This is a genomic window from Streptomyces sp. NPDC051569 (assembly GCF_044454085.1).
GTDB lineage: Bacteria > Actinomycetota > Actinomycetes > Streptomycetales > Streptomycetaceae > Streptomyces.
This window is the reverse complement of the sequence record NZ_JBITDJ010000034.1, coordinates 22212-38918: the sequence shown is the minus strand read 5'-3', so window position 1 is coordinate 38918 and position 16707 is coordinate 22212. Positions and strand designations below refer to the sequence as shown.

13 protein-coding genes and 1 pseudogene are annotated in these 16707 nt (G+C 70.2%); 4 read left to right on the top strand and 10 right to left on the bottom strand.

Translation table 11 applies throughout. The features are described from left to right. The first annotated feature begins 133 nt into the window (after positions 1-133). A complete protein-coding gene (locus ACIBAE_RS28675) occupies positions 134-1726 on the top strand; it encodes an MFS transporter (protein ID WP_399291014.1) in 1593 nt (530 codons plus the stop codon). 202 nt (positions 1727-1928) lie between these two features. On the opposite strand, the gene ACIBAE_RS28670 is transcribed toward ACIBAE_RS28675, so the two are convergent. The 3 genes from ACIBAE_RS28670 to ACIBAE_RS28660 all read right to left on the bottom strand — a co-directional run bounded on the left by ACIBAE_RS28670 (position 1929) and on the right by ACIBAE_RS28660 (position 5459). Next, on the bottom strand, positions 1929-2762 hold the full coding sequence (locus ACIBAE_RS28670; RefSeq protein WP_399291012.1) for a DUF6227 family protein: 834 nt from the start codon (positions 2760-2762) through the stop codon (positions 1929-1931). Between the two features lie 399 nt (positions 2763-3161). Next, positions 3162-4193, bottom strand: a complete 1032-nt coding sequence (locus ACIBAE_RS28665) for a P1 family peptidase (RefSeq protein WP_399291009.1) — start codon at positions 4191-4193, stop codon at positions 3162-3164. A gap of 75 nt (positions 4194-4268) precedes the next feature. Then, positions 4269-5459 (bottom strand): low temperature requirement protein A, encoded by a 1191-nt coding sequence (locus tag ACIBAE_RS28660; protein ID WP_399291006.1) that lies wholly within the window; start codon positions 5457-5459, stop codon positions 4269-4271. Between the two features lie 114 nt (positions 5460-5573). Between ACIBAE_RS28660 and ACIBAE_RS28655 the strand changes: the two genes are divergently transcribed. Next, entirely contained in the window at positions 5574-5780 is a 207-nt protein-coding gene (locus ACIBAE_RS28655; RefSeq protein WP_399291021.1) for a hypothetical protein, read from the top strand. 14 nt (positions 5781-5794) lie between these two features. Here ACIBAE_RS28655 and mscL read toward each other — a convergent pair. The 6 genes and pseudogenes from mscL to ACIBAE_RS28625 form a co-directional block, all read right to left on the bottom strand. Continuing rightward, positions 5795-6321, bottom strand: a pseudogene (mscL, locus tag ACIBAE_RS28650) (large conductance mechanosensitive channel protein MscL); the annotation flags it as partial. A 207-nt stretch (positions 6322-6528) separates the two neighbouring features. Further along, entirely contained in the window at positions 6529-7215 is a 687-nt protein-coding gene (locus ACIBAE_RS28645; RefSeq protein WP_399291003.1) for a hypothetical protein, read from the bottom strand. Positions 7216-7371: 156 nt separating this feature from the next. Next, a complete protein-coding gene (locus tag ACIBAE_RS28640) occupies positions 7372-8205 on the bottom strand; it encodes an S-methyl-5'-thioadenosine phosphorylase (protein WP_399291000.1) in 834 nt (277 codons plus the stop codon). A 76-nt stretch (positions 8206-8281) separates the two neighbouring features. Continuing rightward, the gene (locus ACIBAE_RS28635; RefSeq protein ID WP_399290998.1) at positions 8282-8659 is read right to left on the bottom strand and encodes an FmdB family zinc ribbon protein; all 378 of its coding nucleotides are present in this window, start codon (positions 8657-8659) and stop codon (positions 8282-8284) included. 66 nt (positions 8660-8725) lie between these two features. Then, positions 8726-10000, bottom strand: coding sequence for an MFS transporter (locus ACIBAE_RS28630; RefSeq protein ID WP_399291019.1), 1275 nt, complete (start codon positions 9998-10000; stop codon positions 8726-8728). A 348-nt stretch (positions 10001-10348) separates the two neighbouring features. Continuing rightward, the gene (locus ACIBAE_RS28625) at positions 10349-11890 is read right to left on the bottom strand and encodes a potassium/proton antiporter (protein ID WP_399290995.1); all 1542 of its coding nucleotides are present in this window, start codon (positions 11888-11890) and stop codon (positions 10349-10351) included. A gap of 280 nt (positions 11891-12170) precedes the next feature. Between ACIBAE_RS28625 and ACIBAE_RS28620 the strand changes: the two genes are divergently transcribed. Further along, complete coding sequence (locus tag ACIBAE_RS28620) at positions 12171-14990, top strand: penicillin acylase family protein (RefSeq protein ID WP_399290992.1); 2820 nt, start codon at positions 12171-12173, stop codon at positions 14988-14990. Between the two features lie 103 nt (positions 14991-15093). On the opposite strand, the gene ACIBAE_RS28615 is transcribed toward ACIBAE_RS28620, so the two are convergent. Beyond that, on the bottom strand, positions 15094-15714 hold the full coding sequence (locus ACIBAE_RS28615; RefSeq protein ID WP_399290989.1) for a 5-formyltetrahydrofolate cyclo-ligase: 621 nt from the start codon (positions 15712-15714) through the stop codon (positions 15094-15096). 92 nt (positions 15715-15806) lie between these two features. Here ACIBAE_RS28615 and galU point away from each other — a divergent pair, with 92 nt between their 5' ends. Then, entirely contained in the window at positions 15807-16706 is a 900-nt protein-coding gene (gene galU, locus ACIBAE_RS28610; RefSeq protein WP_399290986.1) for a UTP--glucose-1-phosphate uridylyltransferase GalU, read from the top strand. The last annotated feature ends 1 nt before the right edge of the window (position 16707 follow it).

Here is a 16707-nt window from a genome sequence, read left to right as displayed (position 1 = left end):
AGCTACGACGCCGGACTCCACCTCCGGGCCTCCCTGATCTGGATCAACGACCTCTTACCGGCGACCGAATGATCACGACCTCACACAGGCCCTAGGACACTGTTCGACCTAGATGACCTCTAGCTTGTCCCGCATGAGTTCCTCCCCCGCCGTAGCGGATACGGCTTCCGACTCCGCCGCGACCCCCGGCTCCGGCCCCGGCGCGGCTTCCGGGACCGGTGACCGTCGCCGCTGGCTGGCGCTGGCCGTGGTCATGACCGCGGCATTCATGGACCTGGTCGACGTCACCATCGTCAATATCGCCATTCCGAGCATCGAGCGGGACCTGGAGGCGACGTTCGGCGCGATCCAGTGGATAACCGCCGGATACGCGCTCGCCTTCGCCGCCGGACTGATCACCGGGGGCCGTCTCGGTGACATATTCGGCCGCAAGCGCCTCTTCCTGATCGGCATCACCGGCTTCACGATCGCCTCCGCGCTCTGCGGTTTCGCGGCCAACTCGGAGATGCTCGTCGGCTCCCGGCTGCTCCAGGGCGCGATGGCGGCGATGATGGTGCCGCAGGTACTGGCGATCATCCACGTCACCTTCCCGGCGCACGAGCGCGGCAAGGTCTTCGGGATGTTCGGCGCGATCGTCGGCCTCGGCGCCGTCTCGGGGCCGCTGCTCGGCGCGCTGCTCACCCAGTGGAACCTCTTCGGCCTCGAATGGCGCCCGATCTTCCTGATCAATCTGCCGGTCGGTATCGCGGGTGTGCTGCTCGGCCGGAAGTTCATCACCGAGTCCAAGGCCCCGAAGGCGCTCCGGCTGGACCTGGTCGGCGTGGTCATGGTGACCGTCGCTCTGCTGATGCTCGTCTACCCGCTGACGCGCGGACGCGAGCTGGGCTGGCCGCTCTGGGGTCATCTGTGCATGGTCGGCAGCCTGGGCGTCTTCGCCGCCTTCGTGGCGTACGAGAAGTACAAGACGCGCAAGGACGGTTCGCCGCTCGTCGAGCTGGCGCTGTTCAGGGTGAAGAGCTTCGCCGCGGGCATCGTCGTCCAGCTGACGTTCGGTGTCGTGCTGGGCATCTTCTTCCTGGTCTGGACGCTCTACATGCAGATCGGTCTCGGCTGGACCCCGCTCCACGCGGGCCTGACCGGCATTCCCTTCTCCCTCGCGGTGTCGGTCGCGGCCGGCCTCTCCGTGGAGAAGCTGGTCCCGCGCTTCGGCCGGAAGGTGCTCCAGGCGGGCGCGCTCACGATGGCCACGGGGCTGCTGCTCTACATCTGGGAGACCGGGCGGTACGGCATGGACATCGTGTCCTGGCAGATGATCCTGCCGCTGACGGTGATGGGCCTGGGCATGGGCCTGATCGTGGCGCCGCTGACGGACGCGGTGCTGTCCGAGGTGCCGCGCGAGCACTCCGGCTCGGCGTCCGGGCTGATCAACACCACGCAGCAGATGGGCAACGCGCTGGGCCTGGGGCTGGTGTCGGTGGTGTTCTTCGGCGTGGTCGACGACCGGATGGCCGGCGCCGGAGCGGCCGGCGGCGGACCGGGGACGGCGGACGCGGGATCGGGCGCGGCCGGCGCGGCGGCCCGTGCACTGAGCGAGGCCTTCGCGGACGGGTTCCAGCACGCGATGTGGTGGGTCGTGGCGGTGCTCGTGGCGATCTTCGGCGTGATGTTCGCGCTGCCGGTCCGGCCGAAGCAGCACGTGGAGGAGACAGCGGTCGAGACCGCGTAACGACGACCCGGACGGCCGCGACCGGCCCCCGGCAGCGACCGGCAGCGACCGGCAGCGACCGGAAGCATTCGGCCGCGGCCGGAACGAACGTCAGGCCCCCTCCACCCACGGTGGTGGGGGTCTCGCGCGATCAGGACGCGATCAGGACGCGATCAGGACGCGGATCAGGGCATAGGGCCCGCGAAGATCCGCCGGACGGGGCCTAGCGGACGCGTGCGCGAAGCTCCATCGCTTCGCGCGCGGCGCGTTCCGACCCGTACACCTCGCACATGTGACGGCTGTCCGGGGTGGCCGTGTGCTCGACCTCCCACAGGCTTGTCTCACTGCCGTCGATGAGTAAGAAAGCGTGCTCGTAGAGGGTGAATCCGGCGTCCTTTCCAGCCACTTGGAGCTGTTGGCCGAAGACCTGGGTGATGTGGTGGGCGAACGCCGTCCGCAGCAGCCGCGCGGTCGCCTCGCCGGGCCGGTCGGCGTTCTCCGCGCGGCGCAGTACCCGGCGCGCGTGGTCCGGCGAGTTGTCCGGGGCGTACATCCGGGGTCTCGGAGCCATGGGCGTGGCCAGGAGACTGCTGAGCAGGGCGATGTCGGCGTCGATGTCGGCCGTCCGGCCGGACTCCAGCTCCGACAGCAGGCCGGCGGCCAGGTCGTCCAGGGACGGCGCCGCGTAGTGCGGCAGCCCTTCCGGTCCGGCATCGGCGAGCCGCGGCTCCTGCGGCCCGTCGGGCCCGCACAGCCGGGCAGCGGCGAGCTGGGCCTCGCTCTCCTCCACGTACAGCTCGTGCAGCCGCGTGCCGTCCCGGCCGGTGTTGTGCACCAGCTCCCACAGGGAGAGCGCGCTGCCGTCGGTGAGGAGGTAGGTGTGCCGGTACGTCTCGCGGTGCAGCCCCGCACTGTGGTGCGCGGAACACAGCGAACTGGCGTGCGCCAGCGCATTGTCGAGCTGTTCGATCAATGCGTCGGGCAGGTCGAAGGAGTTGAGTGCCCGACCCAGGAGTCGCGCGAGGTGCGTCTCGGTTGTCTCGTAGGGATCGTTCAAGTTGGGTCTCCAGGCCGTCGCCACATGTCACTTGGTGATTGCATAACGTAGCCCCTAGGGCTGACATTGCGTCCCAAGTTTGGGAAAACGAAGAGAGTGTGCGCGAAGTTCCCGCGCACGCTCCCTCCCTCTGCTCCAACTCGGCCGCCTTACGGGCGAGTCGGACGTACGAGTCGGACGTACGAGTCGGACGGTACGAGTCGGATTCTGTCGTTCGGGTCTGCCGGCCGGCCGCTGCGGGACCTCCTGCGGGGCCTCCTGCCGGACCTTCGGTCCGACCTGCCAGGTGAATCCGTCGATTGGGTCTGTCGGTGAGGTCTGTCGGTGAGGTCTGTCGGATGGGTCTGCAGGGTGGGTCCTGCTGGTGGGTCTGCCGGTCGGGTCTGTCGGGTGGGCTGGTCAGTCGAGCCCGTACAGATCACCGTACGAGGGAAACGCCCCGCCGGGTCCGTCAATACCTTCCGCCGTGAGAACCGCTCGTACGATCGCCCTGGTGACCACGTCCGCTCCGGCCGCCAGTACCTCGTTGAGCGCGAGCGGATCCCCCTCGGCGAGGGCATGCTGACCTGTCGCCAGAGCGAAGACGGTATCCCCGTCGTTGAGCAGATGTACAGGGCGGACGGCGCGCGCGATGCCATCGTGCGCCGTGCCCGCGACCTTCTGCGCCTGGGCGCGGGTCAGTTCGGCGTCGGTGGCGACGACGGCGAGCGTGGTGTTGAGCGGCGCGGGTCCGCTCCGCGCGCGCAGTTCGTCCAGGATCCGCCGCGCGGCCTCGTGTCTCTCGGACGCCGGGTACTCCGTACGACCGCTGAAGTACCGCCCGTACAGCACGCCGGTCAGCGGATCGACCGCTGAGCCCGCCGCGTTGGCCACCACCAGGGCCGCGACGGTGATCCCCGAATCCAGGAGGGTGCTCGCCGTACCGATTCCGCCCTTGAGCCGGCCCACGAGAGCCCCCGTACCGGCGCCCACCCCGCCCTCCGGGACCGGCGCCCCGCTCCCCGTGCCGGCCGCCGCTTCCACGGCCGTGCGGCCCGTCGCCGCGTCCGGACGGATCCGCCAGTCGCCACCGCGACCGAGGTCGAAGATGCCGGCGGCCGGGACGACGGGCACCACCTGCGCGGGGTCGGGACCGACCCGGACGCCGCGTCCGCGCTCTTCCAGCCAGGCCATCACACCGGACGCGGAATCAAGCCCGTACGCGCTGCCGCCGGTCAGCACGACGGCCTCGACGCGCTGGACGAGATTGCGTGGGTCGAGGGCATCCGTCTCCCGGGTGGCCGGACCACCTCCCCGTACGTCCACGGCGGCCACCACCCCGCCCTCCGGGGCGAGGACGACGGTGGTTCCGGTGAGCGCCCGTGGCCCGGTCACCTGTGCGTGCCCGACCCGCAGGCCGGCCACGTCGGTCAGTGCGTCATTCGCTGCCATGGGTCCCATCCGTGGAAGGCGTGCCGGTAGCGGGCGTGCCAAGGGCACCGGCGGAGGAGGCGAGCGCCGGGCCGGTCACGCGGTCCGGGCTCCGGGCGGCGGCCGCTCGGCGAGCGCCGTCCCCACCGCCACCGTGGCCGCCGCCGCCAGCCCGGCGGCGAGCACCGCCCAGGACCCCGCGAAGGTGCAGGCGAGGATCACCACCGCCGAGACCGGCAGCACGAGCTGCTGAGCCGCGCCCGTCTTGAAATGACGCGCGTGCAGCAGCCAGACGCCGGCGAGGAAGAGCGCGGCCGGGACGGTGACGGTGGCCGCGGCGGCCGCCGTCGAAATGGAGCTCTCGCCCACCGCGTGCTCCACCGCGACCTCCAGACCCGCGCCGATCGCGGCCGCCGACGCGAAGACGACGAGGTGGCCGTACCCCCAGGGAAGCGCCTGCCGGTTGCTGGTGAGGCGCTCGTGGGCGGGCGCCGCGAAATAGATCCACCACGCGGCGAAGACGATGAGGACGCCGCCGCCCGCGATGGGCAGCAGCTCCCCGAGCGCCCGGTGTTCGTCCAGCGCCGACTGCACCGCGACGGTCGCGGCCGACATCGTCTCGCCCAGCACGATCAGCGTGAACAGCCCGTACCGCTCGACGATGTGATGCGGATGCCAGGCAGTCTCGTGGACCCTCTCCGCGACCAGCGGCACCAGGAGTTCCGCCGCCACCAGAGCCAGGAACAGCCAGTGCTTCATGCCGCCGGGCGCCGCCAGCAGCGCCACCCAGGCGAGCTGACAGACCACCAGGCCGACGGCGTAGATCCTGGCTGCACGCCGGGCGGGACCCGGCGGCTCCGACGCGGCGGCCCGAAGCCACTGCGCGGTCAGTGCCACCCGCATCACCAGGTAGCCGATGACGGCGATGACCCAGTCGTTGTCGGCGAACGCGCGCGGTACGCCCGCCGCGTAGATCAGCACTCCGCAGATCTGCACCAGGGTCGCGATCCGGTACGGCACGTCGTCGCAGTCGTAGGCCGAGGCGAACCAGGAGAAATTTATCCAAGCCCACCAGATCCCCCAGAAGATGAAGAGGTAGCCGACGATCCCGGTGCCCGCGTGCCCCTCGGCGAGCGCGTGCACCAACTGGCGGCCGGCCTGGCCGACCGCCACGATGAAACAGAGGTCGAAGAGGAGCTCAAGCGGTGTCGAGGCGCGGTGTGCCTCGTCACGGCTACGAGCGGTCATGCGGCGCGGGGGGCGCCCTGCCGCGTGGGTCGACGTCATGCGATCAGCAGAGCAGAGGAGGAAGGCGGTCGTGCGGTGAGACGCGCGGCGCCGTGCCCGCGCCCCGCCCCACGGCCGTCCCCGGCGTGCGGCGCACCCCCGTACTCTGGAGTGATGAGCACCGCCCCCACCCCAGAGCCGCACGCCACGGAACAGTCCGCCCCGCCCCGTCCGAAGCCGCTGCTGATCTTCGATGATCCGCTGGACCAGCAGTCCTCGGACGATACGGACCGCGGCTGGGGCGACCGGCCCGCCGGGAGCGGCGACAGCTCCGCCGATCTGGCACGCTTCCTCGACGAGAAGCCGCCCCACCACATCTGACACGTCTGAGCCGGCGGTCCTGCCCCGGCTCTGTCCGCCGCTACGGGGTGTCGTGGCCCGGGCGGCGCTGTGCCACCAGGTCGTCCGTGGATACGCGCTGCGCGATCAGGGCGTCCCTGATCTCCTTCAGCACCTCCAGCTCGCTGACCTCCGCGACTTCCTGGACCTCTTCCTGGGCGGCCTGCAGCCGGGCTCGCCTGGCCAGGTACTTGGCCATGGGCATGACCATCAGGAAGTAGACGACGGCGGCGGTGATCAGGAAAGTCAGGGTCGCGCTGAGGACCGTGCCCCACATGATCTGGATGCCGTCGATCTCGCCCTTGGCATTCGGCACGCACGACGGCGTGATGCACGAGCTGTACTGATCCAGGTCCTGCGTGCCGAACGCGCCGATCACCGGGTTGATGAGGCCCTTGACGACCGAGTTCACCACATTGGTGAACGCGGCGCCGATGACCACCGCGACCGCGAGGTCGATCACGTTGCCGCGCATCAGGAAGGCTTTGAAGCCCGCCAGCACGCTCTCCTTCTCCTTGCTCACGAGTGAGCCTTTCTTCATATGTGCCGCAGGGATGGCAATCTGCTCCGCAACTTACGGCAGCGCGTGCCCGCGCTGTCCAATCCGCACACGCTCCCAGGCGACCCCGTAGCTCATCTGTGCGACTCGACGCGGCGTGACTCGGCGCGATTCGTTCCGTGGGCCGGACCATGGGCCGCTTCACCATCGGACCGCGCGGCATCGGCCGGCTCAGCACAAGGTCACCGCCAGCAGGGAAGTGGCCCCCGCCCCGGCCAGTGCCGCGGCGGCGGTGCGTGGCACGGAGAGGAGGACCAGCGCCCCGCCGTCCGGAGAGTCCTCCGGCTCCGGGATCCCGGCCACCCGGACCCCCGCCGCCACCACCCGCGCTTCGGGCCTTCCCTCCGAGCTCCCGGTTCCGGTTCCGCTCCCGACCGGTCCCAGTGGTGACGCGGCGGTGGCGATCACGTCGACCCGGTCTCCCCGCCGCAGCAGCCGGACCGTCGCGGCGTCGGCGATCCGTACCGGCGCGGACACCCATGCCCCGCGTTTCTCGGGCTTCCCGGGCTCACGCGCGGGCCGGTCCTTCCCGGGCTCACGCGCGGTCCGGTGCCCGGCGCGGCCGGCGGACCGGTGCCCGGGCGGCGGCGTCCCGGCGATGGCGCGGGCCGCGGCCTCCGCCCGGGCGTCGGCGTCACCATCGGCGACGGCGCCACCGGCGCTGGTCGCGGCCAGCGCGGCGGCCGTCACGGCCAGGCCGGCCGCCATCGCGCGCCGCCTGCGGAACAGCGCCCGGCGCAGCCGGGGCCCTGAGCCGCGGACCGGCAACGGGTCGAAAGGCGGCACCCCGCGCGGCTCGGGAGCCGACGAGCCGCCGGGACGGGCGAGAGACGGATCAGGCGCGAAGGAACGGGACATACGACCACCGCCATGGGTGAGGGGATTCTGCGATCGCTCCTCACGATCCACGCTCCGCGACGATCCCGTTGGGGCCTGTGGATCAGCCGCTGATTGTGGACAACCCGGCCATCCGCGCGAGTGGTTCGTCCCCGCGCGGGAGTGGGTCACGTGTGATCAGGGCAGCTTCAGCCCTGTGTCGATCCCGTCCAGCGCGTGGGAGCAGAGACAGTCCCGCGACTCGCTCGACGGCAATCCGCTCACCGCGTCGAACAGCACCGTCCGCAGCCGGCCGACATTGGAGGCGAACACTTGCAGAACCTCTTCGTGCGAGACGCCCTCACCCGTCTCGGCCCCCGCGTCCAGATCCGTCACCAGTGTCATCGACGTGTAGCAGAGGCCCAGTTCGCGGGCGAGAACGGCCTCGGGGTGACCCGTCATGCCGACCACCGACCAGCCCATCGCCGCGTGCCACCGCGATTCCGCGCGCGTCGAGAAGCGCGGGCCCTCGATGACCACGAGCGTCCCGCCGTCCACCGGCTCCCAGTGCTGCCCGCGCGCCGCGGCCAGCGTCGCCTCGCGCCCCACGGGGCAGTAGGGATCGGCGAGCGAGATGTGCACCACCTTGGACGCGCTGCCGTCCGGCAGCCGCACCCCGTCGTAGAAGGTCTGCGTCCGCGCCTTCGTACGGTCCACCAGCTGGTCCGGGACGAGCAGCGTGCCAGGGCCGTACTCCGGCCGCAGTCCGCCGACCGCGCACGGCCCCAGCACCTGCTTCACCCCGACGGATCGCAGCGCCCACAAGTTGGCGCGGTAGTTGATGCGGTGCGGCGCGAGGTCGTGGGCGCGTCCGTGCCGGGGCAGGAACGCGACCCGCCGGCCCGCGATCTCGCCGAGGAAGAGGGAGTCACTGGGCGGCCCGTACGGGGTCTCCACCTGGACCTCGGTCACGTCCTCCAGGAAGGAGTAGAAGCCAGAGCCACCGATCACGCCGATTTCTGCGTTCGCCATGCCGGTCACAGTAGTCGTACGGGCATACGCCAAGGACCCCGCCGTACGGATAGGGCGGGGTCCCGGAGAGGAGGAATCAGGCGGCCGAGGAGCTGCTGGAGCTGCTCGACGAGCCGGAGCCCGAGCTCGAACCCGAGCTGGACGTGGAGCCCGACCCGCTCGACGACGAGCCGGAGGCCGAGGACGAGGTCGTCGACGCCGCGGGCTTGGACTCCGACGACGAGGACGGCTTCGAGGCCGAGGAACCGGCGGACGCCGGCGCGCTGCTCGACGACGAGCCGCGGCTGTCGTTGCGGTAGAAACCGGAGCCCTTGAAGACGATGCCGACCGCGGAGAACACCTTCTTCAGGCGTCCCTCGCAATTCGGGCACACGGTCAGGGCGTCATCGGTGAACTTCTGCACCGCCTCGAGGCCCTCGCCACACTCGGTGCACTGGTACTGGTAGGTCGGCACTTGCTCCTCCTGGCACTCTCACTCGATGAGTGCTAACGACGCTCCATAGTGACGTATTCCGCGCCCTCAGTCCACTGTCATCGGCACGCGGTGACTCATCCCACGTGCGGCGACCCGTCCCGAGGCCTTCGGGGCCAGCCGGGAACGCAGCGCCACCAGGGTGATCAGCGCCAGTGCCGTGCCCACGAGCGGCACCACGAACCCGGCGCTCGCGCCGTGTGCGTCCGCCAGCTGCCCGGCGACGGTGACCGCCGCCGCCTGTCCGAGCGCCACCGCGCCGGTGAGCCAGGTGAACGCCTCGGTACGGGCCGAAGCGGGCACCAGGGGCTCGACCAGGGTGTAACCCGTGATCAGGGTGGGGGCGATGGAGAGCCCGACCAGCAGGCCGAGTCCCGCGAGCAGGGGCACGGAGTGCACCGCCCACAGCATGGACGTCGCCAGGGTCAGCGCCGCGTACCCGGCCATCAGCCTGCGGCGCGGACCGACCTTCCAGGCGACGGCGCCGAACGCGACGCCGGCGAGCATGTTGCCCGCCGCGAAGATCCCGTACAGCACACCGTTCGCGCCGGGGTTGCCGATCTCCTGGGCGAAGGCCGTCAGTGAGACCTGCATGCCGCCGAAGACCGCGCCGATCCCGAGGAAGGCCACGGCCAGGACCCGCACTCCGGGCACGGACAGTGCCGACGTACGCCGCTCCGCGGTGCCGTTGCCGCGCCCGCTGGGCTGCGGCTGCGTGCCCCGCTGGGCGGCGAAGAGCAGCCCGCCGGCCAGCGACAGCACCGCTTCCGCCGACAGTCCGGCCGCCGGGTGCAGACCGGTGCTGAGCGCGGTCGCCAGCACCGGCCCGATGACGAAGGTGAATTCGTCGGTGACGGATTCGAAGGCGGCGGCCGTGGGGAGCAGCGACCTCCTCGACGCAGTCCGCGAAGGTGGTCCTGAGCCGTCGCCCGTGGGGCTTCCGCCCAGGACGGCGGCCCAGCGCGAGCGCACCATGGGCCCGACCTGCGGCACGGAGGCGCCGGTCGGCACGGCCGCCAGGAACAGCGCCCACAGGGGGGCGCCCGACAGCGCGAGAGCGATCAGGGCCGCCGCGGACACGGAGTGGACCAGTACGCCCGGCACGAGGACCGCGCGCTGTCCGAACCGGTCGGCGAGCTTGCCGCCCTGCGGTGCGAAGAGGGCCATGGAGACGCCGGTCACGGCGGCGACGGCGCCCGCGCTGCCGTAGGAACCGGTGGTGTGCTGGACGAGCAGGACGATGCTGATCGTCAGCATCGCGAACGGCTGCCGGGCCGCGAAGCCGGGCAGCAGGAAGGTCCAGGCGCCGGGAGTGCGCAGCAGCCGGCCGTAGCCCGGGCGGGGCGCCTCGGCGCCCGCGGCCTCGTCAGCGGCTGAGGTGGTGGAGGGCTCCGTGCCGCCCTCGGCGGTGTCGACCGTGTTGTAGGACACGGTCCTTGCCTTTCTGCCGCCTGGTAGCGAGCCCCCGGATGTGCGGGCGCGGCCGAGAGCTGTCCTCTTGCGCGGAACTGCGGTAGATACCAGGGCCCACTTCGGGGAACGCCACGGCCGCCATACGGTCGCGCCAGCACTGCGTCAGGCAGAGTTGGTCGATCAGATGTGCCTTTATCGTACAGGGACCAACGCCGGACGCCCTGGGAAACATCCCGCGCCGCCGTGGTCCGCCTGCGATTACCTCCCGTCGGAGCCCGCGCCCGTACCGGCACCCGCGCCGAGCCAGTACGCCAGCTTTCCGCGCTCCGCGACCGCCCGCAGCCGCCGCTCCGCCGCGTCACGTACCGGGTCCGTCGCCACCACCAGCAGCTCGTCGCCCTGCCGCAGCACGGTCGACGGCAGCGGTACGAAGCTCTTCGCGTCCCGTACGACCAGGGTGACGGCGGATCCCGCGGGCAGTCGAAGCTCCGCGACCTCCACACCATGCATCTTCGACCCGTCCGGGATCGCCACGGAGAGTAGGTGCCCGCGCAGACGTTCGAGCGGCGCTGACTCGATGCCCAGGTCGGCGGCCTCGGAGGAACCGCCGAGCCGCAGCGCCTTCGCCAGCCAGGGGAGCGTCGGCCCCTGTACCAGCGTGTAGACGACGACCAGGATGAAGACGATGTTGAAGATCCGGCGACTGCCCTCGACCTGCGAGACCATCGGAATGGTGGCGAGGACGATGGGCACCGCGCCGCGCAGCCCCGCCCAGGACATCAGCGCCTGTTCCTGCCAGGGGATGCGGAACGGCAGCAGGCTGAACAGGACCGCGAGTGGTCGCGCCACCATGGTCAGCACGAGGCCCACGATCACCGCCGGCCAGAAGTCGTTGCCCAGTTCGTGCGGTGTCACCAGCAGCCCGAGCAGGACGAACATGCCGATCTGCGCGATCCAGCCGAGCCCCTCCGCGAACCCGCGGTTGGCGGGGGCGTGCGGGAGTTTCGAGTTCCCGAGGATCATCGAGGCGAGGTAGACGGCGAGGAATCCGCTGCCGTGCGCCGTGGCGCCGACCGCGTACGCCGCGACCGCGATGGCCATGACGGCGATCGGGTAGAGCCCGGAGGCGGGCAGGGCCACATGCCGCAGCCCGTAGGCGCCCGCCCAGCCCACCGCGAGCCCGACGAGCGCACCGATCGCCAGTTCCAGCGCGATCTCGCCGACGAGGATGTACCAGTGCTCCACCGGCCCCGACACGGAGAGCGCGACGACCATGATCACCACGGGGGCGTCGTTGAAGCCCGACTCCGCCTCCAGCGCCCCGGTCACCCGGGCCGGCAGCGGCACCTTGCGCAGTACGGAGAAGACCGCGGCCGCGTCCGTCGAGGAGACGACCGCGCCGACGATCAGCGCCTGCCGCCAGTCCAGGCCGACGAGATAGTGCGCGGCGGCCGCCGTCACGCCGACACTCACGCCGACCCCGACGGTCGACAGCACGGCGGCGGCGGGCAGCGCCGGTCCGACCTCTTTCCACTTGGTGCCCAGGCCGCCCTCGGCCAGGATCACCACAAGCGCGGCATAGCCGATGACCTGCGTCAGCTCGACGTTGTCGAACTTGACGTTGAAGATGCCGTCCTGCCCCATGGCGATGCCGATCCCGAGGTACAGCAGCAGGCTGGGAAGCCCGCTCCGGGACGAGATCCGTACCGCGGCGACCGCGATCAGCAGCACGAGTGAGCTGATGAGCAGGAGTTCATTGAGCTGGTGGACAGTCAGCGGCCGATCCTTCCCCTCGCGCACGCCGGATCGTTCCTCCGGCAGCCGGTACTTCGTTACCTTACCTAATCTTTAACGCTTCCTTGACGCCTTCGCTCGTCAGTGCGAGAAATGGTGTGATCTTCGCCGTATTCTCCTCGGGCTCCCGAGGTCCCCGTGGTCATCGCGGATGTGATTACCTGGGTGATTGCCTGTGTGATCGTCCGACCAGTCGCACTAAATGACACCGCGTCGGGGGCGGAGAAGTGCTGCGCCTATGGTTGCTCCAGCATTCCAGGACCACCCTGCCCCTCGAAGGACAGCGATGCCCGCCAACACAGCCCCCCCTTCCCGCAAAAAGAAGGGGCGACGCGCCCGTCTGTTCGTGATCGTCCTGGTGTTGGCGCTCGTCGCGGGCATCGGCTACGGCTCTTACTGGGGCGTGAGCACGGTGCGCGCCTCCTTCCCCCAGACCACGGGGACGATCCAGCTCAAGGGCCTCGCCGGGGCCGTGGACGTCAGACGCGACAGCTACGGCGTTCCCCAGATCTACGCCGACAGCGACCAGGACCTGTTCCGCGCCCAGGGCTTCGTCCAGGCGCAGGACCGCTTCTGGGAGATGGACGTCCGGCGTCATATGACCGCCGGCCGGCTCTCCGAGATGTTCGGCCAGGGACAGGTCAAGACCGACTCCTTCCTGCGTACTCTCGGCTGGCGGCGGGTGGCCCAGCAGGAGTACGACACCAAGCTCTCGGCGGAGACGAAGGCAAACCTCCAGGCGTACGCGGACGGCGTGAACGCTTACCTGAAAGGGCGGGACGGAAGTGACATCTCCGTCGAATACGCCGCGCTGAACCTCACGAACGACTACACGCCCGAGAAGTGGACCCCGGTCGACTCGGTGGCCTGGCTCAAGGCGATGGCCTGGGACCTGCGCGGCAACATGCAGGACGAGATCGACCGTTCGCTGCTGACCAGCCGATTGAACGACCAGCAGATCAAGGACCTGTACCCGGCGTATCCGGACGACCGGACCCCCGTCGTCGCCGAACCGGGCGGGATCGACCCGGTCACGGAGAAGTACGACCCCGAGGCCGAGCCCAGCGACGAGATGCCGGGCGGTACGGGCGAGGACCCGGGCAACGGCACGGGCGGTGGCACCGGCATGGGTAGTGGCACCGGCACGGGCAGTGGCACCGGCACCGGTATGAACAGTGCCGCCGGTGCCGCCGGGAACCTGGAATCCCAGCTCAACGCCCTCTCCGGCACCCTCGACGAGATCCCCGCGCTGCTCGGTCCGAACGGTAACGGCATCGGCTCCAACTCGTGGGTCGTCTCGGGCGATCTCACGACGACCGGCAAGCCGCTGCTCGCCAACGACCCGCACCTCGCGCCCCAGCTGCCCTCGCTCTGGTACCAGATGGGCCTGCACTGCCGCAGCGTCTCGGACACCTGCAAGTACGACACCGCCGGGTACACCTTCTCCGGAATGCCCGGTGTGATCATCGGCCACAACCAGGACATCGCCTGGGGCTTCACCAATCTCGGCGCCGACGTGACCGACCTCTTCCTGGAGAAGGTCAACGGCGACTCGTACCAGTACGGCAACGGCGAGAAGCCGTTCAAGACCCGCGAGGAGACCATCAAGGTCGCGGGCGGTGGGAGCAAGAAGATCACCATCCGGGAGACCATCCACGGACCGGTGGTCTCCGACCGTGACACCGAGCTGGCGAAGGTCGGCGACAAGGCCCCGGTCGGCAAGGTCGCGCCCGACCGCGGCGACGGGTACGCGGTGGCCCTGAAATGGACGGCCCTGGACCCCGGCAGGACCATGGACGCGGTCTTCGAGCTGAACCGGGCGAAGGACTTCACCCAGTTCCGCAAGGCCGCCGAGCACTTCGAGGTCCCCTCGCAGAACCTCATCTACGCCGACAGCAAGGGCGACAAGGGACACATCGGCTACCAGACGCCGGGGAAGATCCCGGTCCGCTCGAAGGGCTTCGACGGCACCATGCCGGCTCCCGGCTGGGATCCGAAGTACACGTGGGAGAAGTACATCCCCTTCGACCAGCTGCCGTACGAGTACGACCCGAAGCGCGGCTACATCGTCACCGCCAACCAGGCGGTCATCGACGCCGGGAAGTATCCGTACGCACTGACCCAGGACTGGGGCTACGGCGCCCGCAGCCAGCGGATCAACGACCTCATCGACTCGAAGATCAAGGACAACGGCAAGATCTCGACCGATGACATGCAGACCATGCAGATGGACAACAGCAGCCAGATCTGGAACGTGCTGAGGGACTATCTGCTCAAGGTCGACGTCTCCGACCCGTCCGTCCGCGAGGCGCAGAAGCTGCTCGAAGGGTGGGACGGCACCCAGGAGCCCGACTCCGCGGCGGCCGCCTACTTCAACGCGGTCTGGCGCAACGTCCTCAAGCTCGCCTTCGGCAACAAGCTGCCCAAGGAAGTCCGCGTCAAGGGCGACTGCCTCGCGGTCCGTCCCGTCGACGGCTCCGGACCGGTGGACGACTCCGACCAGCTGGTGCGCGAGTGCGGTCAGCGTGCGGCGGATTCGGCCCAGCCGGACGGCGGGGACCGCTGGTACGAGGTCGTACGGAAGATCATCAAGGACGAGGACAACGCCTGGTGGAGCTCCCCGGCCAGCCGTAAGGACGCCGCGACCGAGACGCGCGACCAGCTGCTCGCCCGCGCCATGGAGGACGCCCGCTGGGAGCTGACCGCCAAGCTCGGCAAGGACGTCTCCAGCTGGAACTGGGGCCGGCTGCACCAGCTGGAGCTCAAGAACCAGACCCTCGGCACCGAAGGCCCCGGCGTCCTCCGGTGGATGCTCAACCGCGGCCCGTGGAATCTGGGCGGCGGGGAGGCCGCTGTCGACGCGACCGGCTGGAACGCCGCGGGCGGCTACGACGTCATCTGGGTGCCGTCGATGCGCATGGTCGTCAACGTCGGCGACTGGGACAAGTCCCGCTGGATCAACCTCACCGGCGCCTCGGGACACGCCTACAGCGCGCATTACACCGACCAGACCGGCAAGTGGGCCAAGGGCGAGCTGCTCAACTGGCCCTACACCGTCAACGCGGTGGAACGCGGCACGGCCGACACCCTGCGGCTGACCCCGTAAGTCCGTGCTGGACGTGCTGGACGTGCTGTGCGTGCCGTACGTGCTGGTCGCTCTGGACCCTGTCGACCCGCACGCCGCCCGCCGGGCTCCGCGGCGAACGGCGTCAGCCCTCGGGCCGACGCCGTTCGCCCCGGGCGCCGAAGCACCTGACTCCCTCCGGCGTCACCACCGCCTGTACCGGCCGGTCGTGCGGCTCCTCCGGGACCCGGGCGACCACCTCGTGCTCGTACAGCAGGACGGCCAGCGCGGGCCGTGCGCCGGCCCGCGCCAGCCGGCCGAGGACACGGTCGTACGAGCCGCCTCCCCGCCCCAGCCGCATCCCGCGCCCGTCCACCGCGAGTCCCGGCAGCAGCACGACCTCCGCCTCCAGCACGGCGTCCGCGCCGAGCCGCCGGCCGTCGGGCTCCAGCAGACCCCGCCCCGCGCGCACCAGACGCTCCGCGCCCTCGTACGCCGCCCAGTCGAGATCGTTGTCCGGCAGCAGCACCGGCAGCAGCACCCGTACCCCCCGCGCGCGCAGGACGTCGAGCAACACGCGGGTGCCCGGCTCGCGTCCCACCGAGACGTACGCGGCGACGGTACGGGCCTGTGCGAGTTCCGGCAGATCCAGTGCCCGCCGCGCGAGAACCGCCGCGGCCTTCCCCGCGTCCTCACCGGACAGCAGGCTTCGCGCGGCGAGGAGTTCACGCCGGACGGCGGTCTTTCCGGACATGTCCTCATTCATAGAACTTCGCAAACCTCTCGTATGCGTAGCTATGAGGCGAAAGTTAACCGGAGCAACATCTTTCACCGATAGCCACCGGATAAAGTCTGCGCATGACTTCGCCCTCCAGGATCACCAAGGCTGTCATCCCCGCCGCCGGCCTCGGCACTCGGTTCCTGCCTGCCACCAAGGCCACACCGAAGGAGATGCTGCCGGTCGTCGACAAGCCGGCGATCCAGTACGTGGTGGAGGAGGCGGTGGCCGCCGGGCTGTCCGACGTCCTCATGGTCACGGGCCGCAGCAAGCGGGCTCTGGAGGACCACTTCGACCGGAACTACGAACTGGAAGAGGCGCTCACCCGCAAGGGGGACAAGGAACGCCTCGCCAAGGTCCAGGAGTCCAGCGACCTCGCCACCATGCACTACGTGCGGCAGGGGGACCCCAGGGGCCTCGGGCACGCCGTCCTGTGCGCCGCCCCGCACGTCGGTGACCAGCCTTTCGCGGTGCTGCTCGGCGACGACCTGATCGACCCGCGTGACCCGCTGCTGGCCCGGATGGTCGAGATCCAGGAGCGGGAGGGCGGCAGTGTGATCGCGCTGATGGAGGTCGATCCGGCGCAGATCCATCTCTACGGCTGCGCCGCGGTGGAGCCGACGGGCGACGCCGACGTGGTCAAGGTCCGTGACCTGGTCGAGAAGCCCGACGCGGCCGAGGCTCCCAGCAACTACGCGATCATCGGTCGTTACGTCCTCGACCCGGCCATCTTCGAGATACTGGGCAGGACCGAGCCGGGGCGCGGTGGTGAGATCCAGCTGACCGACGCGCTCCAGCAGCTGTCGGCGGACGAGGAGGTCGGCGGACCGGTCCACGGCGTGGTCTTCAAGGGCCGCCGTTATGACACCGGTGACCGGGGCGACTATCTGCGGGCCATTGTCAGACTCGCATGCGAACGTGAAGACCTGGGCCCGGACTTCCGCGCCTGGCTCCGCAGTTATGTCAGCGAGGAGATGTAAC

Coding starts and splice junctions, on each gene's coding strand:
- ACIBAE_RS28675 (WP_399291014.1), top strand. CDS start 134: ATGAGTTCCTCCCCCGCCGTAGCGGATACGGCTTCCGACTCCGCCGCG.
- ACIBAE_RS28665 (WP_399291009.1), bottom strand. CDS start 4,193: ATGGCAGCGAATGACGCACTGACCGACGTGGCCGGCCTGCGGGTCGGG.
- ACIBAE_RS28660 (WP_399291006.1), bottom strand. CDS start 5,459: ATGACGTCGACCCACGCGGCAGGGCGCCCCCCGCGCCGCATGACCGCT.
- ACIBAE_RS28655 (WP_399291021.1), top strand. CDS start 5,574: ATGAGCACCGCCCCCACCCCAGAGCCGCACGCCACGGAACAGTCCGCC.
- ACIBAE_RS28645 (WP_399291003.1), bottom strand. CDS start 7,215: ATGTCCCGTTCCTTCGCGCCTGATCCGTCTCTCGCCCGTCCCGGCGGC.
- ACIBAE_RS28640 (WP_399291000.1), bottom strand. CDS start 8,205: ATGGCGAACGCAGAAATCGGCGTGATCGGTGGCTCTGGCTTCTACTCC.
- ACIBAE_RS28620 (WP_399290992.1), top strand. CDS start 12,171: ATGCCCGCCAACACAGCCCCCCCTTCCCGCAAAAAGAAGGGGCGACGC.
- ACIBAE_RS28615 (WP_399290989.1), bottom strand. CDS start 15,714: ATGAATGAGGACATGTCCGGAAAGACCGCCGTCCGGCGTGAACTCCTC.
- galU (WP_399290986.1), top strand. CDS start 15,807: ATGACTTCGCCCTCCAGGATCACCAAGGCTGTCATCCCCGCCGCCGGC.